The sequence below is a fragment of the Chryseobacterium sp. GW823-FHT05E08 genome, from assembly GCF_058795655.1.
In genome coordinates, this window is sequence record NZ_JBXAHY010000005.1 from 24,385 (window position 1) to 40,027 (window position 15,643).

17 protein-coding genes are annotated in these 15,643 nt (G+C 32.3%); 4 read left to right on the forward strand and 13 right to left on the reverse strand.

All coding sequences use genetic code 11. The annotated features are described in order from the left end of the window. Position 1: 1 nt before the first annotated feature. The gene (gene nhaA / locus AC1Q7L_RS16825) at positions 2-1,177 is read left to right on the forward strand and encodes a Na+/H+ antiporter NhaA (protein WP_492307248.1); all 1,176 of its coding nucleotides are present in this window, start codon (positions 2-4) and stop codon (positions 1,175-1,177) included. Here nhaA and AC1Q7L_RS16830 read toward each other — a convergent pair. The 6 genes from AC1Q7L_RS16830 to AC1Q7L_RS16855 all read right to left on the reverse strand — a co-directional run bounded on the left by AC1Q7L_RS16830 (position 1,174) and on the right by AC1Q7L_RS16855 (position 5,708). Then, positions 1,174-1,548 carry a hypothetical protein gene (locus AC1Q7L_RS16830; RefSeq protein WP_492307247.1) on the reverse strand — a complete coding sequence of 125 codons (375 nt, stop codon included), beginning with the start codon at positions 1,546-1,548 and terminating at the stop codon, positions 1,174-1,176. The two genes, nhaA and AC1Q7L_RS16830, sit on opposite strands and share 4 nt — an antisense overlap. Before the next feature lie 148 nt (positions 1,549-1,696). Further along, on the reverse strand, positions 1,697-2,371 hold the full coding sequence (locus tag AC1Q7L_RS16835; protein WP_492307246.1) for a TlpA family protein disulfide reductase: 675 nt from the start codon (positions 2,369-2,371) through the stop codon (positions 1,697-1,699). 47 nt (positions 2,372-2,418) lie between these two features. Beyond that, a complete protein-coding gene (gwsS, locus tag AC1Q7L_RS16840) occupies positions 2,419-3,504 on the reverse strand; it encodes a grasp-with-spasm system SPASM domain peptide maturase (RefSeq protein ID WP_492307245.1) in 1,086 nt (361 codons plus the stop codon). Between the two features lie 175 nt (positions 3,505-3,679). Beyond that, positions 3,680-4,582, reverse strand: coding sequence for a grasp-with-spasm system ATP-grasp peptide maturase (gene gwsG, locus AC1Q7L_RS16845; RefSeq protein ID WP_492307244.1), 903 nt, complete (start codon positions 4,580-4,582; stop codon positions 3,680-3,682). Between the two features lie 2 nt (positions 4,583-4,584). Further along, positions 4,585-5,415: a hypothetical protein gene (locus AC1Q7L_RS16850; RefSeq protein WP_492307243.1), complete on the reverse strand. Its 831-nt coding sequence runs from the start codon at positions 5,413-5,415 to the stop codon at positions 4,585-4,587. Positions 5,416-5,516: 101 nt separating this feature from the next. Then, positions 5,517-5,708, reverse strand: coding sequence for a hypothetical protein (locus tag AC1Q7L_RS16855; protein ID WP_492307242.1), 192 nt, complete (start codon positions 5,706-5,708; stop codon positions 5,517-5,519). Positions 5,709-5,851: 143 nt separating this feature from the next. On the opposite strand from AC1Q7L_RS16855, the gene AC1Q7L_RS16860 reads away from it, so the two are divergent. After that, complete coding sequence (locus tag AC1Q7L_RS16860) at positions 5,852-6,220, forward strand: helix-turn-helix domain-containing protein (RefSeq protein WP_492307241.1); 369 nt, start codon at positions 5,852-5,854, stop codon at positions 6,218-6,220. Positions 6,221-6,261: 41 nt separating this feature from the next. Here AC1Q7L_RS16860 and AC1Q7L_RS16865 read toward each other — a convergent pair whose 3' ends face one another. Then, positions 6,262-7,224, reverse strand: a complete 963-nt coding sequence (locus AC1Q7L_RS16865; protein WP_410694253.1) for a YihY/virulence factor BrkB family protein — start codon at positions 7,222-7,224, stop codon at positions 6,262-6,264. A 31-nt stretch (positions 7,225-7,255) separates the two neighbouring features. Between AC1Q7L_RS16865 and AC1Q7L_RS16870 the strand changes: the two genes are divergently transcribed. Continuing rightward, complete coding sequence (locus AC1Q7L_RS16870) at positions 7,256-7,729, forward strand: 23S rRNA (pseudouridine(1915)-N(3))-methyltransferase RlmH (RefSeq protein ID WP_123983972.1); 474 nt, start codon at positions 7,256-7,258, stop codon at positions 7,727-7,729. A gap of 24 nt (positions 7,730-7,753) precedes the next feature. Here AC1Q7L_RS16870 and AC1Q7L_RS16875 read toward each other — a convergent pair whose 3' ends face one another. The 4 genes from AC1Q7L_RS16875 to AC1Q7L_RS16890 are packed head-to-tail and all read right to left on the reverse strand — an operon-like array spanning position 7,754 to position 9,978. Further along, positions 7,754-8,209, reverse strand: coding sequence for a tRNA (cytidine(34)-2'-O)-methyltransferase (locus tag AC1Q7L_RS16875; RefSeq protein WP_492307240.1), 456 nt, complete (start codon positions 8,207-8,209; stop codon positions 7,754-7,756). Positions 8,210-8,257: 48 nt separating this feature from the next. Next, positions 8,258-9,076, reverse strand: coding sequence for a tetratricopeptide repeat protein (locus tag AC1Q7L_RS16880; protein WP_492307239.1), 819 nt, complete (start codon positions 9,074-9,076; stop codon positions 8,258-8,260). Continuing rightward, positions 9,073-9,639 carry a phosphatase PAP2 family protein gene (locus AC1Q7L_RS16885; RefSeq protein WP_066750217.1) on the reverse strand — a complete coding sequence of 189 codons (567 nt, stop codon included), beginning with the start codon at positions 9,637-9,639 and terminating at the stop codon, positions 9,073-9,075. The genes AC1Q7L_RS16880 and AC1Q7L_RS16885 overlap by 4 nt, the downstream gene beginning before the upstream one ends. Positions 9,640-9,642: 3 nt before the next feature. After that, a complete protein-coding gene (locus AC1Q7L_RS16890; RefSeq protein WP_410694256.1) occupies positions 9,643-9,978 on the reverse strand; it encodes a Sec-independent protein translocase subunit TatA/TatB in 336 nt (111 codons plus the stop codon). Positions 9,979-10,273: 295 nt separating this feature from the next. On the opposite strand from AC1Q7L_RS16890, the gene AC1Q7L_RS16895 reads away from it, so the two are divergent. Then, complete coding sequence (locus AC1Q7L_RS16895; RefSeq protein WP_492307238.1) at positions 10,274-11,215, forward strand: hypothetical protein; 942 nt, start codon at positions 10,274-10,276, stop codon at positions 11,213-11,215. A gap of 69 nt (positions 11,216-11,284) precedes the next feature. On the opposite strand, the gene AC1Q7L_RS16900 is transcribed toward AC1Q7L_RS16895, so the two are convergent. Beyond that, positions 11,285-12,505: a TCR/Tet family MFS transporter gene (locus tag AC1Q7L_RS16900; protein ID WP_492307237.1), complete on the reverse strand. Its 1,221-nt coding sequence runs from the start codon at positions 12,503-12,505 to the stop codon at positions 11,285-11,287. Between the two features lie 201 nt (positions 12,506-12,706). After that, on the reverse strand, positions 12,707-15,619 hold the full coding sequence (secD, locus tag AC1Q7L_RS16905) for a protein translocase subunit SecD (RefSeq protein ID WP_492307236.1): 2,913 nt from the start codon (positions 15,617-15,619) through the stop codon (positions 12,707-12,709). Positions 15,620-15,643 lie beyond the last annotated feature (24 nt).

Sequence of the window (15,643 nt, forward strand, 5' to 3'; positions counted from 1 at the left end):
CATGAATTTATCTGTATATTTTAAAAAATTTTTCAACAACAGTCAGTCATCGGGAATTATACTTATTTTTTGTGTGTTAGTTTCGTTACTAATCGCAAATTCTTCTGCTGGAGAAGGTTTCCAGCATTTTTTGGATAATGAAATTGGTGTAGATCTTTTTCATTTAAAATATCCTGTCAGCATTTGGATTAATGATGGTTTGATGGCCATTTTCTTCCTTTTAGTTGGATTGGAAATTAAAAGAGAAATGGTAGAAGGTGAACTTTCATCTTTTAAAAATGCTTCTCTCCCTATTTTCGCAGCCATCGGCGGAATGGCTGTTCCGGCAGGAATTTACAGTATTTTCAACGCAGGAACTCCCTACGCAAATGGCTGGGGAATTCCGATGGCAACAGATATTGCTTTTTCATTAGCTATTATTTCAATGTTGGGAAGTAAGATCCCGAATTCAATTAAAATTTTTCTTGCAGCATTAGCTATTGTTGATGATTTGGGAGCTATTTTGGTCATTGCAATTTTTTATACAGAACAGATTCACTGGACGTATTTATTACTGTCTTTTGGAGTAACTGCTTTATTATTTTTATTGAATTTTTTAAAGGTTACAAAGATTTATTTTTACATTATTCCTGGGTTATTTTTGTGGTATTTTCTGCATCATTCAGGAATTCATGCTACAATTGCTGGAGTTTTATTAGCGTTTTCAATTCCGACAAACGCTTCTAATGTGAAAATTTCACCCTTGGAAAAATTAGAACATACATTACATTTCCCTGTAAGCTTTTTAATCATGCCCATATTTGCTTTAACCAACACCAATATCGCTTTTAATAATGGAATGATCGAAGGTTTAACGAGTACCTTAGGTTTAGGAATAATTGGCGGATTGATTATAGGAAAATTAGTAGGAATTAATTTACTCTCATTAATTGCTATTAAATTTAAACTAAGCTCACTTCCTCAAAACAGCTCGTGGACGCAAATGATAGGAGTCGGTTTCTTAGCCGGAATTGGTTTTACGATGTCTATTTTCATTGCACTTCTTTCCTTTAAAGGAGAAATTGAAATTCAGGATCAGGCTAAATTTGCGATTTTAATTGCTTCTTTTTTGGCAGCTTTTTTAGGATATCTGATTTTAAATTTAGGATCTAAAAAGAAGGAGGTAATTGAGAATTAATTTTTTGAAACCGACCAAGTTCCGTTTAAATTACCCATTTTCCATGTTCCGGATTTGTTTTCTAAATTTCCATATAAAGTAAATCCTGAGTTAGAGTTTGTACTGTTTATTGATGAACCTACTAGTCCCGAATAAAAAGTCTCTTGGTGGCCTTGGGAAATTTTAGTTCCTTCTATTGTTCCGCTTTTGCTTACATTTAAAATTAAAGTTCCACTTTGATCTCCTGAATAACTCCCACTCCATTTTCCCATGTAAGGAGAAGTGTAGTTTTCTTCCTGCTTATCGCGTTCTATTTCGTCAAGAACATGCTGGCATGAAAGGACGGTTAATAATGGAAATATGATTAGTAGGTATTTAATTTTTAGTTTCATAAGTTATAGTTTTTTTGCTATTCATTATTTTAATAATTTGAATCTCTTCTTTTTCCAATTTATCAGAATATAGCTTCCATATCTCTTGTAAAAAATATTTTAAATCTATATAAACAGTTATTAAAATTGAGTTCTAAAAATCAAAATTTTACTTAAGCTCCAATTTCTCTAATATCTTCTTTGTGAACATCTGAGCCATTGGATTTTGATAACTTGTAAAGCTAATAAAATTCCCATTATTATCTAAAATAAAACTTGTAGGATATGATGATACTTCCATTCTATTCAATAACATCTTTTGACCCGATAAATGAATAAAACTAAATGGCGTTTTTTCAAGAAACTTTTTTAAAACATTTTCATCATCAAACGTAATGGCGATAAAATTTACTTTATCCTTATATTCTTCCTGAAGTTTATTTAAATCAGAAATTTCATCTATACAAGGATTGCAGTGAGTATACCAACAGTTTATAAAGTATGGTTTCGACTTATCAATACTTTTATTAGAACGTATATTTACCAAATTAGTAAAATTAATATTATTTTTAAATGTCTGTTCAAAATAGGTCTGACTATCAAAAAAATATTGAGAATTATCCGATGATTTTATTTCTAAACGAGGTAAAATAAAAGTGCTGTCATTCTTTTTAAAAATCAAAGCTATACTTTCCGTAATTTTTCCTTTAGCGGAAATACTGTCCTTAAAATTCTTATACTCTTTTTCGTTCAGAGCTTTAGTTCCATTTAATAAAAAATACTTGTTTTGAGAGAATCCTAAGATTACAAACAAAATGAAGAAAAGTGAAAATGTTTTTTTCATTGTTGCTGAATATTATTATTTACTATACAGATAAGTTAGTATAAAAATTAATTTTTCTTAACCAGATCTTCCATTCTATAAAATTGTATTGCTTTTTGTTTCAAAGGATTTGTACTCCATTCTTCCCATTCACCGGTATAAGGATCATAACCGCATTTTAACGGTTTAGAAATATCTAATCCATTTTCATTGTGAGTCTGTTCCGTGTAAGCTCTACAATCTGTACAGATATATCGAAATTCACAGTCTTTGCAAACTTCTATTCTATCTTTGGTAAGATTCCAGTATTTTTTGAAATCCTGATGATTCAAAGCTTCTTCTAAGGTTGTTTCTTTAATATTGTCAAAACTTTGTGGCATTGATGGACAGTTTTTGATATTTCCGTCTTTGTCTATTGATATTTTTTTGTGAAGACAGGAGTTATGATTAATTGCTTCTAAAACTTTTGGAAGATTTGTATTAAAGTATTTTACATCTACTTTTCCGCAAGAATTCATTTCTATTTGTTTCTTTGTAAAAGATGTAGAAAACTTGTACCTGTCCTTTGGTTTATAAATTATTTTTTTACAATTATAAAAAACTAAACTATATACTCGACAGCAGAATTGATCTATAGATTTTAAGAATGTCTCATTAATATCATTATAATATAAAGAGAATATTTCTATTGATGTAATAGTTGTACTTTTAAAAGAATCCTCTATAAATCTAAAATCTTGAATCGTTAATGGCTTATTATAATGTATTACAATATGTTCAGTACCCAGATTGGATAATGATGAATTAATGTTATTCAGGACTGCTAAATTATCAATTTCTAAAAAAGCATTTGTTATTGCATTCGGTACAGAATACTCATAAGTAAGAGGTGGGAAGTTTTTATCCCAGTCATTTTTTGTAATAAAACCAAATTCATTTTTTAAGAGTATATCTATATATTCTTTTACAAACTCTTGTGAAGTTACATCATATGATTCAATAACGCTTTCTATTGGTTTTTTACTAAGCTCATTAATAATTTCAATAAATTCCATTGGAAATAACTCCGACTTATCTCTTTGTAAGTCAGAGACTAGTATCCTATCAATACCTTTTGTTATTAAAATATTACTGAATAGATTAAAATAATTCATAGTAGTCTAATAATTGGTTTGCATGGTGTAGATCTTATTAAGTATTCTGTTTGATAATCTTCACATTTCACAAAAAACGTTAATCTCGTTTTACTCTTAAATGATAATTTATTTCTAGAGAATTCTATATACTTAAATGTGAGAGGAAGTTTATGCTTCTCTTTCGGAATATTTTTCATAAACTTATTGCAATTTCGTAGTCTAGTTTATAATTACAGTATGTCGATACATTACCAAACTGTCCAATCGCATTGACTTCTAAAAAATAAAATTTTTCACCACTTTTAATAAAATCTATTGAGCCAGAAGTTAAATCAAGCTTATCCATTAAATTAATAATTTTATCTTCTAAGCCCTTTGGAATGCTGTACCTTACATTTCTATTAGGTACTTTTTTATTATACTTTCTATAATCCACTTTGGTTTGATCATCATTTTGAGAAAAAATAGCCATTGACCATACTTTCCCGTTCAGATAAAATGTTCTTATTTCAAAATCTTTTTCTATTTTTTCTTGAAAAAAAGTGATAAAAAAATTACCTGGCTCCTTTTCTTTTATAATAGAAGTATACATAAAACCATCATGATTCTTTTTATCAAATTCTAAAATCCCGTTTCCATTAATTGTTTTAATAATTGTATTTTCAACTTCAACATTCGCTGTATCTTCTGCTAAAAAATATTTTGGGACATCAAAACCAATTTCCTTTGCATGGTCTAAAACAATAAGCTTATTGATATGAAAATTACTCTCTTTATTGATATGCTTTTTATTTTCCAAATAATTTAGAACATAATTTTCTAACCAATGTTGATGCTCATTCATATGAAGATTTATAACCTGATCATCATACTTCTTTCTTAAAAAACGAATCCCGCCTCTCCGATACCAAACGCTTGAGATTTCATCAATGTAAAAATTATTTCTATTACTTTCTATGTAAATGCGTTTATCTTTTGTTTTTATCTCGAAAACTTCATTTTCATGGATACGGATAAACTTTTTATCAAGAGATACCAGCCAACGTATTATTTCTGTTGTAGTTCTCTCATTATTCTCTGAAACTATCAATATCATTACTATTCTTTAAAATAATCATCACGGATTTTTTTGTCATGCTTCAAACTAGGCATTCCTATCTTTTTACGGTTTCTGTTCACTTTTAATGTATCCATTATATTTTTATAACAATTAATACCATATTCACATTCTCGTCTTTGAATAGCAGCACGCTTATCAATCATGCTAGCATAATCTTCAGGTGTACATTCTCCCGATTTTACATACTCCAATATTTTTTCTTTAAAATATGGAAAGCTTTTGGAGTCCGCTGTATGAGTAAGAATAGGATCCATTGACATAAAAATATTGTTATTTCCCCAAAGTCCTATTTTTTGAAGAGAAGGATACCCATAATTAGAAAAGGTCCACAGAAGTAACTGCTCATTTTTAATATCATTTTTATTATAAAGTTCACGATCACTTCTTCCTTTTTCCTGATCTCTAAATATTGCCACAGAAAAAGAGTCAATCAATTTTTTATTTAGTGTTTTTTTCCAATTCTGAACTTTTTCTTCAACCTCTAAACTGTCAATCCCATATTTTTTATAAAGGATAAAAAAATCTTTATCCATTCTGTTATACTTCCAGTTAGGAGCTACCAAAGGGATTAACTTATATAAGTTTTTTTTACCTCCAACTTTTTTTTTATACTTATCTGAAAGTATAATATAAGTTTGAAACTCGTTAATGAGAGTTGAATTATGTGGTGGGTATTTTTTAAATAAATTTTGATACATATTTAGAGCTGTGACGCTATCATTTCTAATACGATAAATACTATCAATTTCGTTTACTTTATTTAAATAAGTTATTTGATTATATTTTCTTGTTTGACATGAAAACGTCATAAAAAAAATTAAAATATAAAAAAGTTTTTTACACATAATGAATGATATGATTAGAGTATATTAAGTTAAAGGCTGATCATTATTAAGATCAGCCTTTTTTACTAATTAGGACACAATGAATCAGTTTTTGTTTTAACTCCATCTGTCCAATAATTAGTATCAGGACAATTATTTTCGCATGATGCTGTAGTCCATTTTTCATTACTTCCTCCTCCTGTAATAAAAGCAGGATTCAATAACTTTTTGTTTTCTAAAGAAGAAAAATTCTTCTTCATTCCTGTTAATTTTTTCATAATTTGAAATGTATTTTATTTTCTGTCATTATTGACAATTCAAAAATATCAAACGTTATTGAAATAATTTCAAACTTTTTATGTGAATTTTATGTGAATTCAGCACATAAATAATATATTTGTACCACACAAATAAGACACAAATGATAAACAAAAAATTAATTAAAGCCCGTAAGGCTATGTATACTCAGGAAAGTATAGCAAAGATTTTACATATGACCCAGTCTCAATATCAAAGAAGAGAAACGGGAGAAATAAAAATATCTAACGAAGAATGGGAACGTATAGCAAAGGCATTAAATACTACTGTAGAAGAAATTAAGGAAGATCATCTATCATTAATTCACAATCATGATACTGTATCAAATAATTATTTAGAAAATAATCAACTTTATAATATTCCGGATTTTATTCTCAAAAATCAAAACGAATATATCGCGCTTCTAAAGGAAGAAATTGAAGAATTAAAAGAGGAAATTAAAAATTTAAAATCTCTAAATAATTTTTCCTAGCTAGAAATTAACTTTAATATTATTTACTGGCAATAGTCTTTCTAAGGATTATTGTCAGTTTGCGTATGATAATTTGAATCCTCTTTTCTAAGCTCATCCGACAACAATTTCTCCACTCTTAATTTTCTAAGAGCCATATTCAGTTCATTTCCAAACAGAAGAAGATAGACGTTTACATTTACCCAGACCATCAGTAAAATCATACTTCCGATTGATCCGTATAAAACGTTGTATCTGGCAATATTTTTAACATACAGCGCGAAAAAATAAGTAGTAACAACAAACAGGACGGTCGTCAGAATTGCACCCGGAACAGCTTGTCTAAATCTCGCAATTTTCACGGTTCCCAACCAGTAAAATAGCGCCAAAAGAATAAAGTAAAACAATGGAAATGAGACAAATCCGATGATGCTAGAAAGGTTTTCAACCAACCACGAGATACTATCATCAGGAGCGAATAATTTCATTACAACTTCCACATAATACACCCCAAAAAGAGCCAGAAAAACGATTATTATAAAGCCAATTGTAATAAAAAATGACAGAATAAATTCTTTTACATCCGTTAATTTTTCATCAGAATTTTCATTAAATCCGTTGATGAGAGAAAATGTTCCGTTGGTAGCGAAAACTAAGGCTAAAACGATTGTCAGATTACTGATTCCCTTCATATTAGGAATAATATTATTTTCAATATATCCTCTCACTTCGTTTTCCATGTGTGATGGAAAAACATTGTGAATCAAAACTTCAAAAATATAAAACTGAAGCTTATCATAATGAGGCATATACGGCAAAACCGACAACAAAAACAGAAGAAACGGAAATAAACTTAATGTAAAACTCCATGAAATGGATGCCGCTTTTCTTCCAATCTTACCTTTAAAAACTCCCGTAATATAGATCTGAAACATCTCCCAAAGTGATATTCCCAACACAGGAATATGTATATCATCAAAGAATTTTTGAATTTTTAGAATGAAGCTGGGAATTTTAAGATTCATAAAGTATATTTGCGCCTAGCAAATATAAGAAATGCGTATCAATTTACTCTGCATTGGCAAAACGGATGACAAAGAAATCACCTCTTTGATCAATTATTACCTTACTCGCCTTCCCAAACACTGGAATTTTGAAATTATAGAAATTCCTGATGTAAAAAACGCCAAAAACCTTTCTCCTGATCTTTTGAAAAAAGAAGAAGCAAAACTGTTTTCTAATCATATCGATAAAAATGATCTGGTTGTGATTTTAGATGAGAAAGGAAAACAATTTACAAGCAGAGAATTTTCACAAAAAATAGATACCTGGATGAATTCTTCGGTGAAAAAAATTCATATTTTGATTGGTGGAGCTTATGGTTTTTCAGAGGAAATTTACACCAGAGCTAACGAAAAAATGTCATTATCTAAAATGACATTTACGCACCAGATGATCCGGTTATTTATCGTTGAACAATTGTATCGCGCAGATCAGATCTTGCAGGGAAAACCTTATCATAACGATTAGACTTCAAATGCTATATTTTAAATATTAAACTTTTAAACCAATCTGCCTTTTTGCTTCACCAACCACAAAGGCTACAGAATTTGCAATATTAAAACTTCGGATTAAATTTGACATCGGAATGGTTAAGTGATTATCAAAACGAGATAGAACATCTTTACTCAATCCTACACTTTCTTTTCCGAAAACAAGCCAGTCGCCGTCCTGAAAATCAGTTTCCAAATAGGATTTTTCAGCATGTGAGCTCATCAAAAAAACACGGGATTTGTCCGGAATCTGCTGAATCCATTCATCAACATTTGCATATTCTGAAACATCGAGATGAACCCAGTAATCTAAACCTGAACGTTTCAGATTTTTATCATTAATTATAAATCCAAAGGGATGAATTAAGTGTAATCTACTTTCCGTACCTACACATAATCGTCCGATATTTCCAGTGTTATTTGGTATTTCAGGTTCTACGAGAACAATGTTTAACATATTTATTTTTTACTGGTTTTTCAGAGAAAACCTTATCACAATGATTAATTATTTTGCAGGTGCTGTACATTTAGCATAATAATCTGCAAGAAGACCTTTTTCATATCCTAAACTTACAGCTTTATCCAGCGTTGTACATGCTTCTTTTGGTTTTGCAGTATCAAACAAGATCAAAGCTTTTGTAACATAAGATTGAGAAAATTTCGGGTCTATTGAAATCGCTTTATTAACATCAACAAGAGCTTCTTTAGATTTTTTCATTTTAAGATAAACATCCGCTCTTCCGTTGTACAAAAGAGATTCGGGCTTTTCGGAAATTAATTGATTATAATCTTTTAAAGCACCCTCCAGATCACCGCTGTTCTTTTTTAAATTGGCTAAACCTGTTTTTGCATAAATATTATCTGCCGCAAAACTTAAAATTTGGTTTAAATCTTTTGAAGCCAGATCTTTTTTTCCCTGACTTTCATAAATTTTAGAACGCGTTAAGTACATATCAACATTTTCAGGTTCTATCTGAAGGCCTTTATCAATGTATTCCAAAGCTTTTGCTTTGCTTCCTCTCTGACTGTTTAATGAAGCTAAATTTGCATAAACAGAAGCCGACAAAGGATTTGCTCTCAAGGCAGCTTCATAGGATTTAAAAGCCAAAGCGGTCTTTCCTAATCTTCTCTGTGACGTTCCTAAGTTATTATAATAATCAGATTGAAATTTCTGAATCTGTTCTTTTTCAGCAAGTTTAGAATATTGCTCTTCTGCACATTTGTAGTCTGCTTTTTTAAAGCATTCTTCAGCTATTTTGGCATCCTGAGCGGAAAAATTTAATGAGGAAAAGGCTAATGCCAGAATTAATAAATGTTTTTTCATGAGGTTATATTTTGTTTATTGATTACTTTTTTGGCAAGTGCACCAAATATCACTCCCAATAAAAGTCCAACAAACGCCCCCACCAAAATATCTATCGGGAAATGTACACCTAAATATATTCGACTGTATGCTACCACCACAGCCCACACAAATATAGCATAAGGAAACCAATTGAGTTTCTTTTTTAATAAAATACTTAAATAAGTTGCTAAAAAGAAGGTGTTGGAAGCATGCGCAGAATAAAAACCGAACTGCCCTCCACATTTCACGATTCTCATGTGATGCTCTAAAGTCGGGTCATGACAAGGTCTTAATCTCGCCACCCCAAATTTAAAAACACTCGCCAACTGATCGGAAACCGTAGCTCCAATCGCTATAAATATGAGAATAAAAACTAATGATCTTAGTTTGTAATTTTTATATAAAAAGTAAAGAAATATAATGTAAAGCGGAACCCAGATCCAAGTGCTGGAAATCAGCATCCAAAACTGATCAAAAGAAGAATTTCCCAAATTATTGAGAAACAAAAAGACCTTCTTATCTTCCTGAATAATTTCTTCCATGGATTATCTGCTTACCGGTCCTTCGTGAGTTTCGTCATCGGCAGGCTTTAGCTTAGGTGCTTCATTAGATTCATTTAGATTGGGTAAGAAGTCCTTTTCCATATCTTTCATTGGATTGTACTCTTTTGCGGCATCTTTTACCTTCTCTATTTCACGTTTAATTTCAGAAACAGGGTTATCTGTTTCCTTCATTATCTCAGTTTTGATGTCTTCCACTGCGCCACGCATTTTTCTTATGCCCGAGCCTAAGTCACGTGCTATCGAAGGAAGTTTATCCGGTCCGAATAATACAACAATCGCAACTGCGATCAATGCCATTTCTCCAAAGCTTAATTCCATGATACAAAATTACAAAAGTTTATACATATCTGATACAGTTATATTATATTTTAAACAAATTTTAATTTTTCAGTAAGTGAAGTTCGAAATTAATGTTGATATAAATTTGATGAACTTCTACTCTATTTTTAATTTGAATATTGACTTTTATAATATTTTTTGATGATTAAACTATCATTTAGACATTCGTTTTTAGTATTTTATAATATTTAATAAATAATTAATTCCAATCAAAGAGAATTATATCACAATTTTAAGTAAATTTATTACACACAAAACATTTAAATATTTTATTATGAAAAAACTACTAACTACATGTAAGGTTTTTGCCGTTTTAGCGGTATTAACGCTTACCAGCTGTCAGGACGAAAACAATCAGGTCTTGCAGGAAAATCCATCAGAAAAAGTAAGTCTTTCTGATCTAAAAAGGGAAATTATACCATCATCACAGGTAATTCCTGAGGCTGTTCAAATTCAACTTGATGAATCAAAAAAGAACATTGAAAAGTATCTTAAAAATGATCTTAAGATTGAAGGAATTGCTGTTTTGGGCAAGTTATCTACTGAAAAAGGAGTTTTTCTTTCACAAAATTTAATTTCTCAAAAGGACAATTTTGTTGCAGCAGGAAATATTTTAGATCCTGAGTCTGTAAAGATCGGGAAATTAGAAAACTTAAATTCAGGTGAAGATTTATCGATCGCTCAAAAAGGATTAAAAGATATGGCCATTGAAGAAATTAAAGCAAACGCAAATGTTCTTGAGATCAGCTGGAATCATAACGGAGAGAAATTCTCAACATTATGTTATTATAATGATTCGGGAATTATCTGGGATAATATTCTTGGCGGATTGGTCATGATGGACAAAAGAGGAAACTCTGAAGTTTCAAATGATGCAGCTGCAAAAGTATCTTCCAAATGGTACAAACAATGGTGGACTGCCAATTGGCTTTGGGGATCTAAAAGAGGTGAAATCGGATACCAAATTACCATTTATTATACAGGCTCATCTGTTTCAAATGTTGATGTGAGCGATTGGGGAAGCATCAGTTTAGGAAAGGCAAAAAGCGAAAGCAAAGTAACCAAAAAAACGGGAGCTTACGGACAGTGCAGATATGCTCTTGGACTTTGTACTCCTACCGGTTCTTTAAGCTTTAATTCAAGTAATTTTTCGGTATCATTCTCAGGATTGGGAAGCAATATCGTAAGCAACGGAACAAAATCACTTTATCCATAGTTACTAAATTCTTTCAAACGAAACAGGGAACCAAAATTTGGTTCCCTGTTTTTATTTATCTAAGTAATTTTACTTTATTTTATTCTTTTTAAAAGCATAATAAGTTGCAACAACACTCGCCGTCATCAATAGAAACGCTAAGAAAAATGGTGCTCCTGAGAATTTAAAAGGCGCTTCATCATGAGTAAAATAATAAAATAAATTCGTCATCATTGGAGGACCAACAATAGACGTTGCACTCATCAAACTCGTTAATGCTCCTTGAAGCTCACCCTGTTCGTTTGCCGGAACACTTTTCGTAATCACGGACTGAAGAGCCGGGCCGCAAATTCCACCTAAACAATAAGGTATTAAGAAAGCAAACATCATCCAGCCTTCTGTAGCAAAAGCAAATAACAACATTCCGAGTGCGTATAATGCTAATCCGTAATAGATACTTTTATGTTCACCTAATCTTGGGGTCGTCCATCGTATTAAAACTCCCTGAACCAGTCCTACCAATAATCCGACTACACCAAGGGAAATCCCAACCATTCTTTCTGTCCAACTGAATTTGTACATGGTAAAGAAACTCCAGTTACTTTGTACGGCATGCCCTGCAATATAAATTAAAATCAAAGCAACAATTAATCCTGAAATTTCGGGGTGTTTCCCTAAAAACTTAAATGAACCTACGGGATTTGCACGCTTCCAATTAAATTCTCTACGTTTATCTTTATCTAAACTTTCCGGAAGAATGAAATAGCCGTAAAGGAAATTAAGCAAACATAAACCTGCCGCCGCATAAAACGGAACTCTCGCTCCATAATGTCCTAAAACACCACCAAGAACAGGTCCGATAATGAAGCCTAAGCCAAAAGCTGCTCCAATTAAACCAAAGTTTTTCGCTCGATCTTCATCTGTAGAAATATCCGCGATATAAGCACTTGCCGTTGTGACACTGGCTCCTGTGATTCCCGCAATGATCCGCCCTAAAAAGAGCCACCAAATTGTTGGTGCCAACGCAAGGAAAATATAATCCACCGCAAAACCAAAAAGGGAGATCAAAATAATAGGTCTTCGTCCATATTTATCACTCAGATTTCCTACAACAGGTGAAAATATAAACTGTGTAAAAGCATAGGCAAAACCCAGCCAACCACCATATTTGGCGGCTTCACTTATGTCTGCGTGAATAAGTTCCTCAATTAATTTGGGAACAACAGGAATGATGATTCCCCATCCTGTAATGTCAATCAACAGCGTTATAAATATAAAGCCTATGGCCGCTTTTTTCCTTGAATTTTCCATAATCCTGCAAAAATAATCAAATTGGGAAAAATAATGGTTCTAAATTGTATTAATTAGTTGTTAGATATTTGTTGATGGTTGATGGGCATTGTTATCGTCTTTGAAACTATCAACTAAGAGCCATCAACAATCAACTATTGTGTTTGGCACAAAAAAAGCCTTTCAAATTGAAAGGCTTTTTCTTATTTATTGTAGTAATACTTATTTTGAAGCAAGTACTTCTTTAGAAGTAGTCGTTTTTCCGTGTACTTCATCTTCTTTTCCAGATTTAAGGAAGTCATATGCAATTGCCGAAGCAATGAATATGGATGAATAAGTACCGAATCCAATACCGATCAACATTGCAAACATAAACCCTCTTAAGTTATCTCCACCAAAGATGAAAATCGCTAAAATTACAAGGATCGTTGTAAATGAAGTGTTGAACGTTCTACCTAATGTACTAGAAATAGAGTCATCGAATAATCCAGCTAATGTTAAAGCTTTTTTCTCTCTTAAATACTCTCTAATTCTATCGAAGATAATAACGGTATCGTTAATTGAATAACCCAATACTGTAAGAATCGCCGCAACGAAATCCTGATTGATCTCCATGTTGAAAGGCATGTACTTGTGAAGCAATGAATAAGCTCCTAAGATAATAACCGCATCATGGAACAATGCTGCAACAGCACCCAATGAGAATTGCCATTTTCTAAATCTTAATAAGATATATAAGAAAATACCTCCCAATGCAGCTACTACTGCAAGAATACCGTGAGTTTTAATATCATCTGCTACTGTAGGTCCTACTTTTTCAGAAGAAATAATTCCTGCATGTTCTTTATCTGCAGATTTGAAATCATGTAATGTTACATTAGCCGGCAAGCTTGATTTTAAACCTTCATATAATTTCTGTTCTACAGTCTGGTCAGCTTTTAAAGATTCGTCTTCGATAAGATAATCTGTAGAAATCTTTAATTGCATGTCGTTTCCAAAAGTTTTAGCTTCAACAGAAGAGTTTTTACCGTCTTCAGTTTTGAAAACTTTTACTAAGTTCTGTTCAACATCCTCAGCATTTACCGCTTTATCAAATCTTACAACGTAGTTTCTACCACCTGTAAAGTCGATTCCGTACTTAAATCCATGAATAGCGATTGAAGCAATACAAACAACTGTTAATACAGCAGAAATGATATATGCATATTTTCTTTTCCCGATGAAATCGATCCAAGTATTTCTGAATAAGTTTTTCGTTGGAGGAGTCCAAACAGAAAGGTGTTTTCCTTTATTCAATCTTGAGAAGATCATTACTCTTGAAAGTAATACTGAAGTAAAGAATGTCATTAAGATACCAATTCCTAACGTTAAAGCAAATCCTTTAATAGGACCTGTTCCGAATAAGAATAGTACACCTGCCGTTAATAACGTCGTTAAGTGACCATCAACAATTGCACTTAATGCATGTTTGAAACCATCTTTATAAGCTTCTAGAATGCTCTTACCTGCAAATAGTTCTTCCTTCGTTCTTTCGTAGATAATTACGTTCGTATCCACGGCCATGGCCATTGTAAGAACGATACCCGCGATACCAGGAAGTGTTAATGTAAAGTCTCCAGAATCCATGATTCCGAAAATATAGAATAAGTTAATAATCATTGCAATTACAGCGTACACACCTGCACCACCGTAATAGAAAATGATATAAACGATAATAATCAAGAATGCAATAGCAAATGAAATAACCCCTGCATCAATAGACTCTTGTCCTAATGATGGTCCTACAACAGTAGCCTGAACCACTTTTGCACCTGCAGGTAATTTCCCAGCTCCCAGAACGTCAACCAATTCTTTAGCTTCCTCCTGAGAGAAGTTACCAGAGATCTGAGTTCTACCGTTAGGAATTGCGCCTACAACGTTTGGCGCAGTATAAACTCTACCATCCAATGTTACAGCAACCGGTTTACCAACGTTTTTCTCAGTTAAAGTTTTCCATTCTTTAGCACCTTTAGAATCCATCTGCATGTCTACTACTACTCTGCTTAGCTCATCATAGCTAATGCTTGCAGTTTCAACGGCACCATCTACAGGAGCTTTTTGGTTGATGTTACCTCTGATAGCATACAATACTAAACTTTCAGTATCAGTAGCTTCAGGCTTGTAACCCCAAAGGAACTGTGTATATTTAATGTTTGAAGGACGTAAAGACTGCCCTACTTTGCTGTTTAAGATTTTGTTTACAGTAGCTGTATCAGATAATTTTACACTTCCAACAGCACTTTGTCCCATAGATTTCCCACCCTGCATCAAATTCATGAAATTGACATTCTTAGCAACTCCCATAGAATCACCTTTTGCAGCGATCATTGTAGCTAATGTTTGGAAATAAGGATAAACTTCCGGAGCTTGTTGTACTTCCCAGAACTGAAGTTTTGCAGAAGTCTGAAGCATTTTCTTCACCTTATCAATATCCTTCATACCAGGCATTTCAACAGAAATTCTCGCCGTACCAGGTACTCTCTGAACGTTTGGCTGCACTGCACCCATCTTATCGATTCTGGTTCTGATCACCTCAAAAGCTGTACCTACAGAAAGGTCAATTCTTCTTTTAATGATGCTTTTTACCTGCTCATCAGAAGTATTGTATTTAATCTCAGATAAGTTTGTATTTCCGAAAATTTCCGGATCTGCAAGTTTAAGATTTGTTCCTTTTGATTTGTTTACAGCATCAAACTGATCGAAGAAATTGTCGATGTAAGATTTTGTTGAACTTTTCTGAGCTTCATCAGTCTTATTTAAAGCCTCGATAAGAACAGGATTTGTAGAGTAATTTGTAAGATCGTTTACCAAATCTCTTTGGTTGATCTCCAAAAGAACGTTAATCCCACCTTTCAAGTCAAGACCAAGTTTCATTTCCTTGTCTTTGGCTTTAGTGTAATAAAGTTTTGTGAATCCCAGGTTCAGCGTATCTTTAGAAAGCCTTGTAATTTCTTTCTGATACTTTTCCGGATTGTCTCCTGCAACAGCAGTTGCCTGCTTTTCAATTTTGCTGGCGTACCAAGTTGGTAATAGCTCATTTAAGCAAATTAACCCTAGTACAATAGCAACAATTGTAATAAGTCCTTTTCCTTGCATTTTGTTATAACTACGTTAAATTAA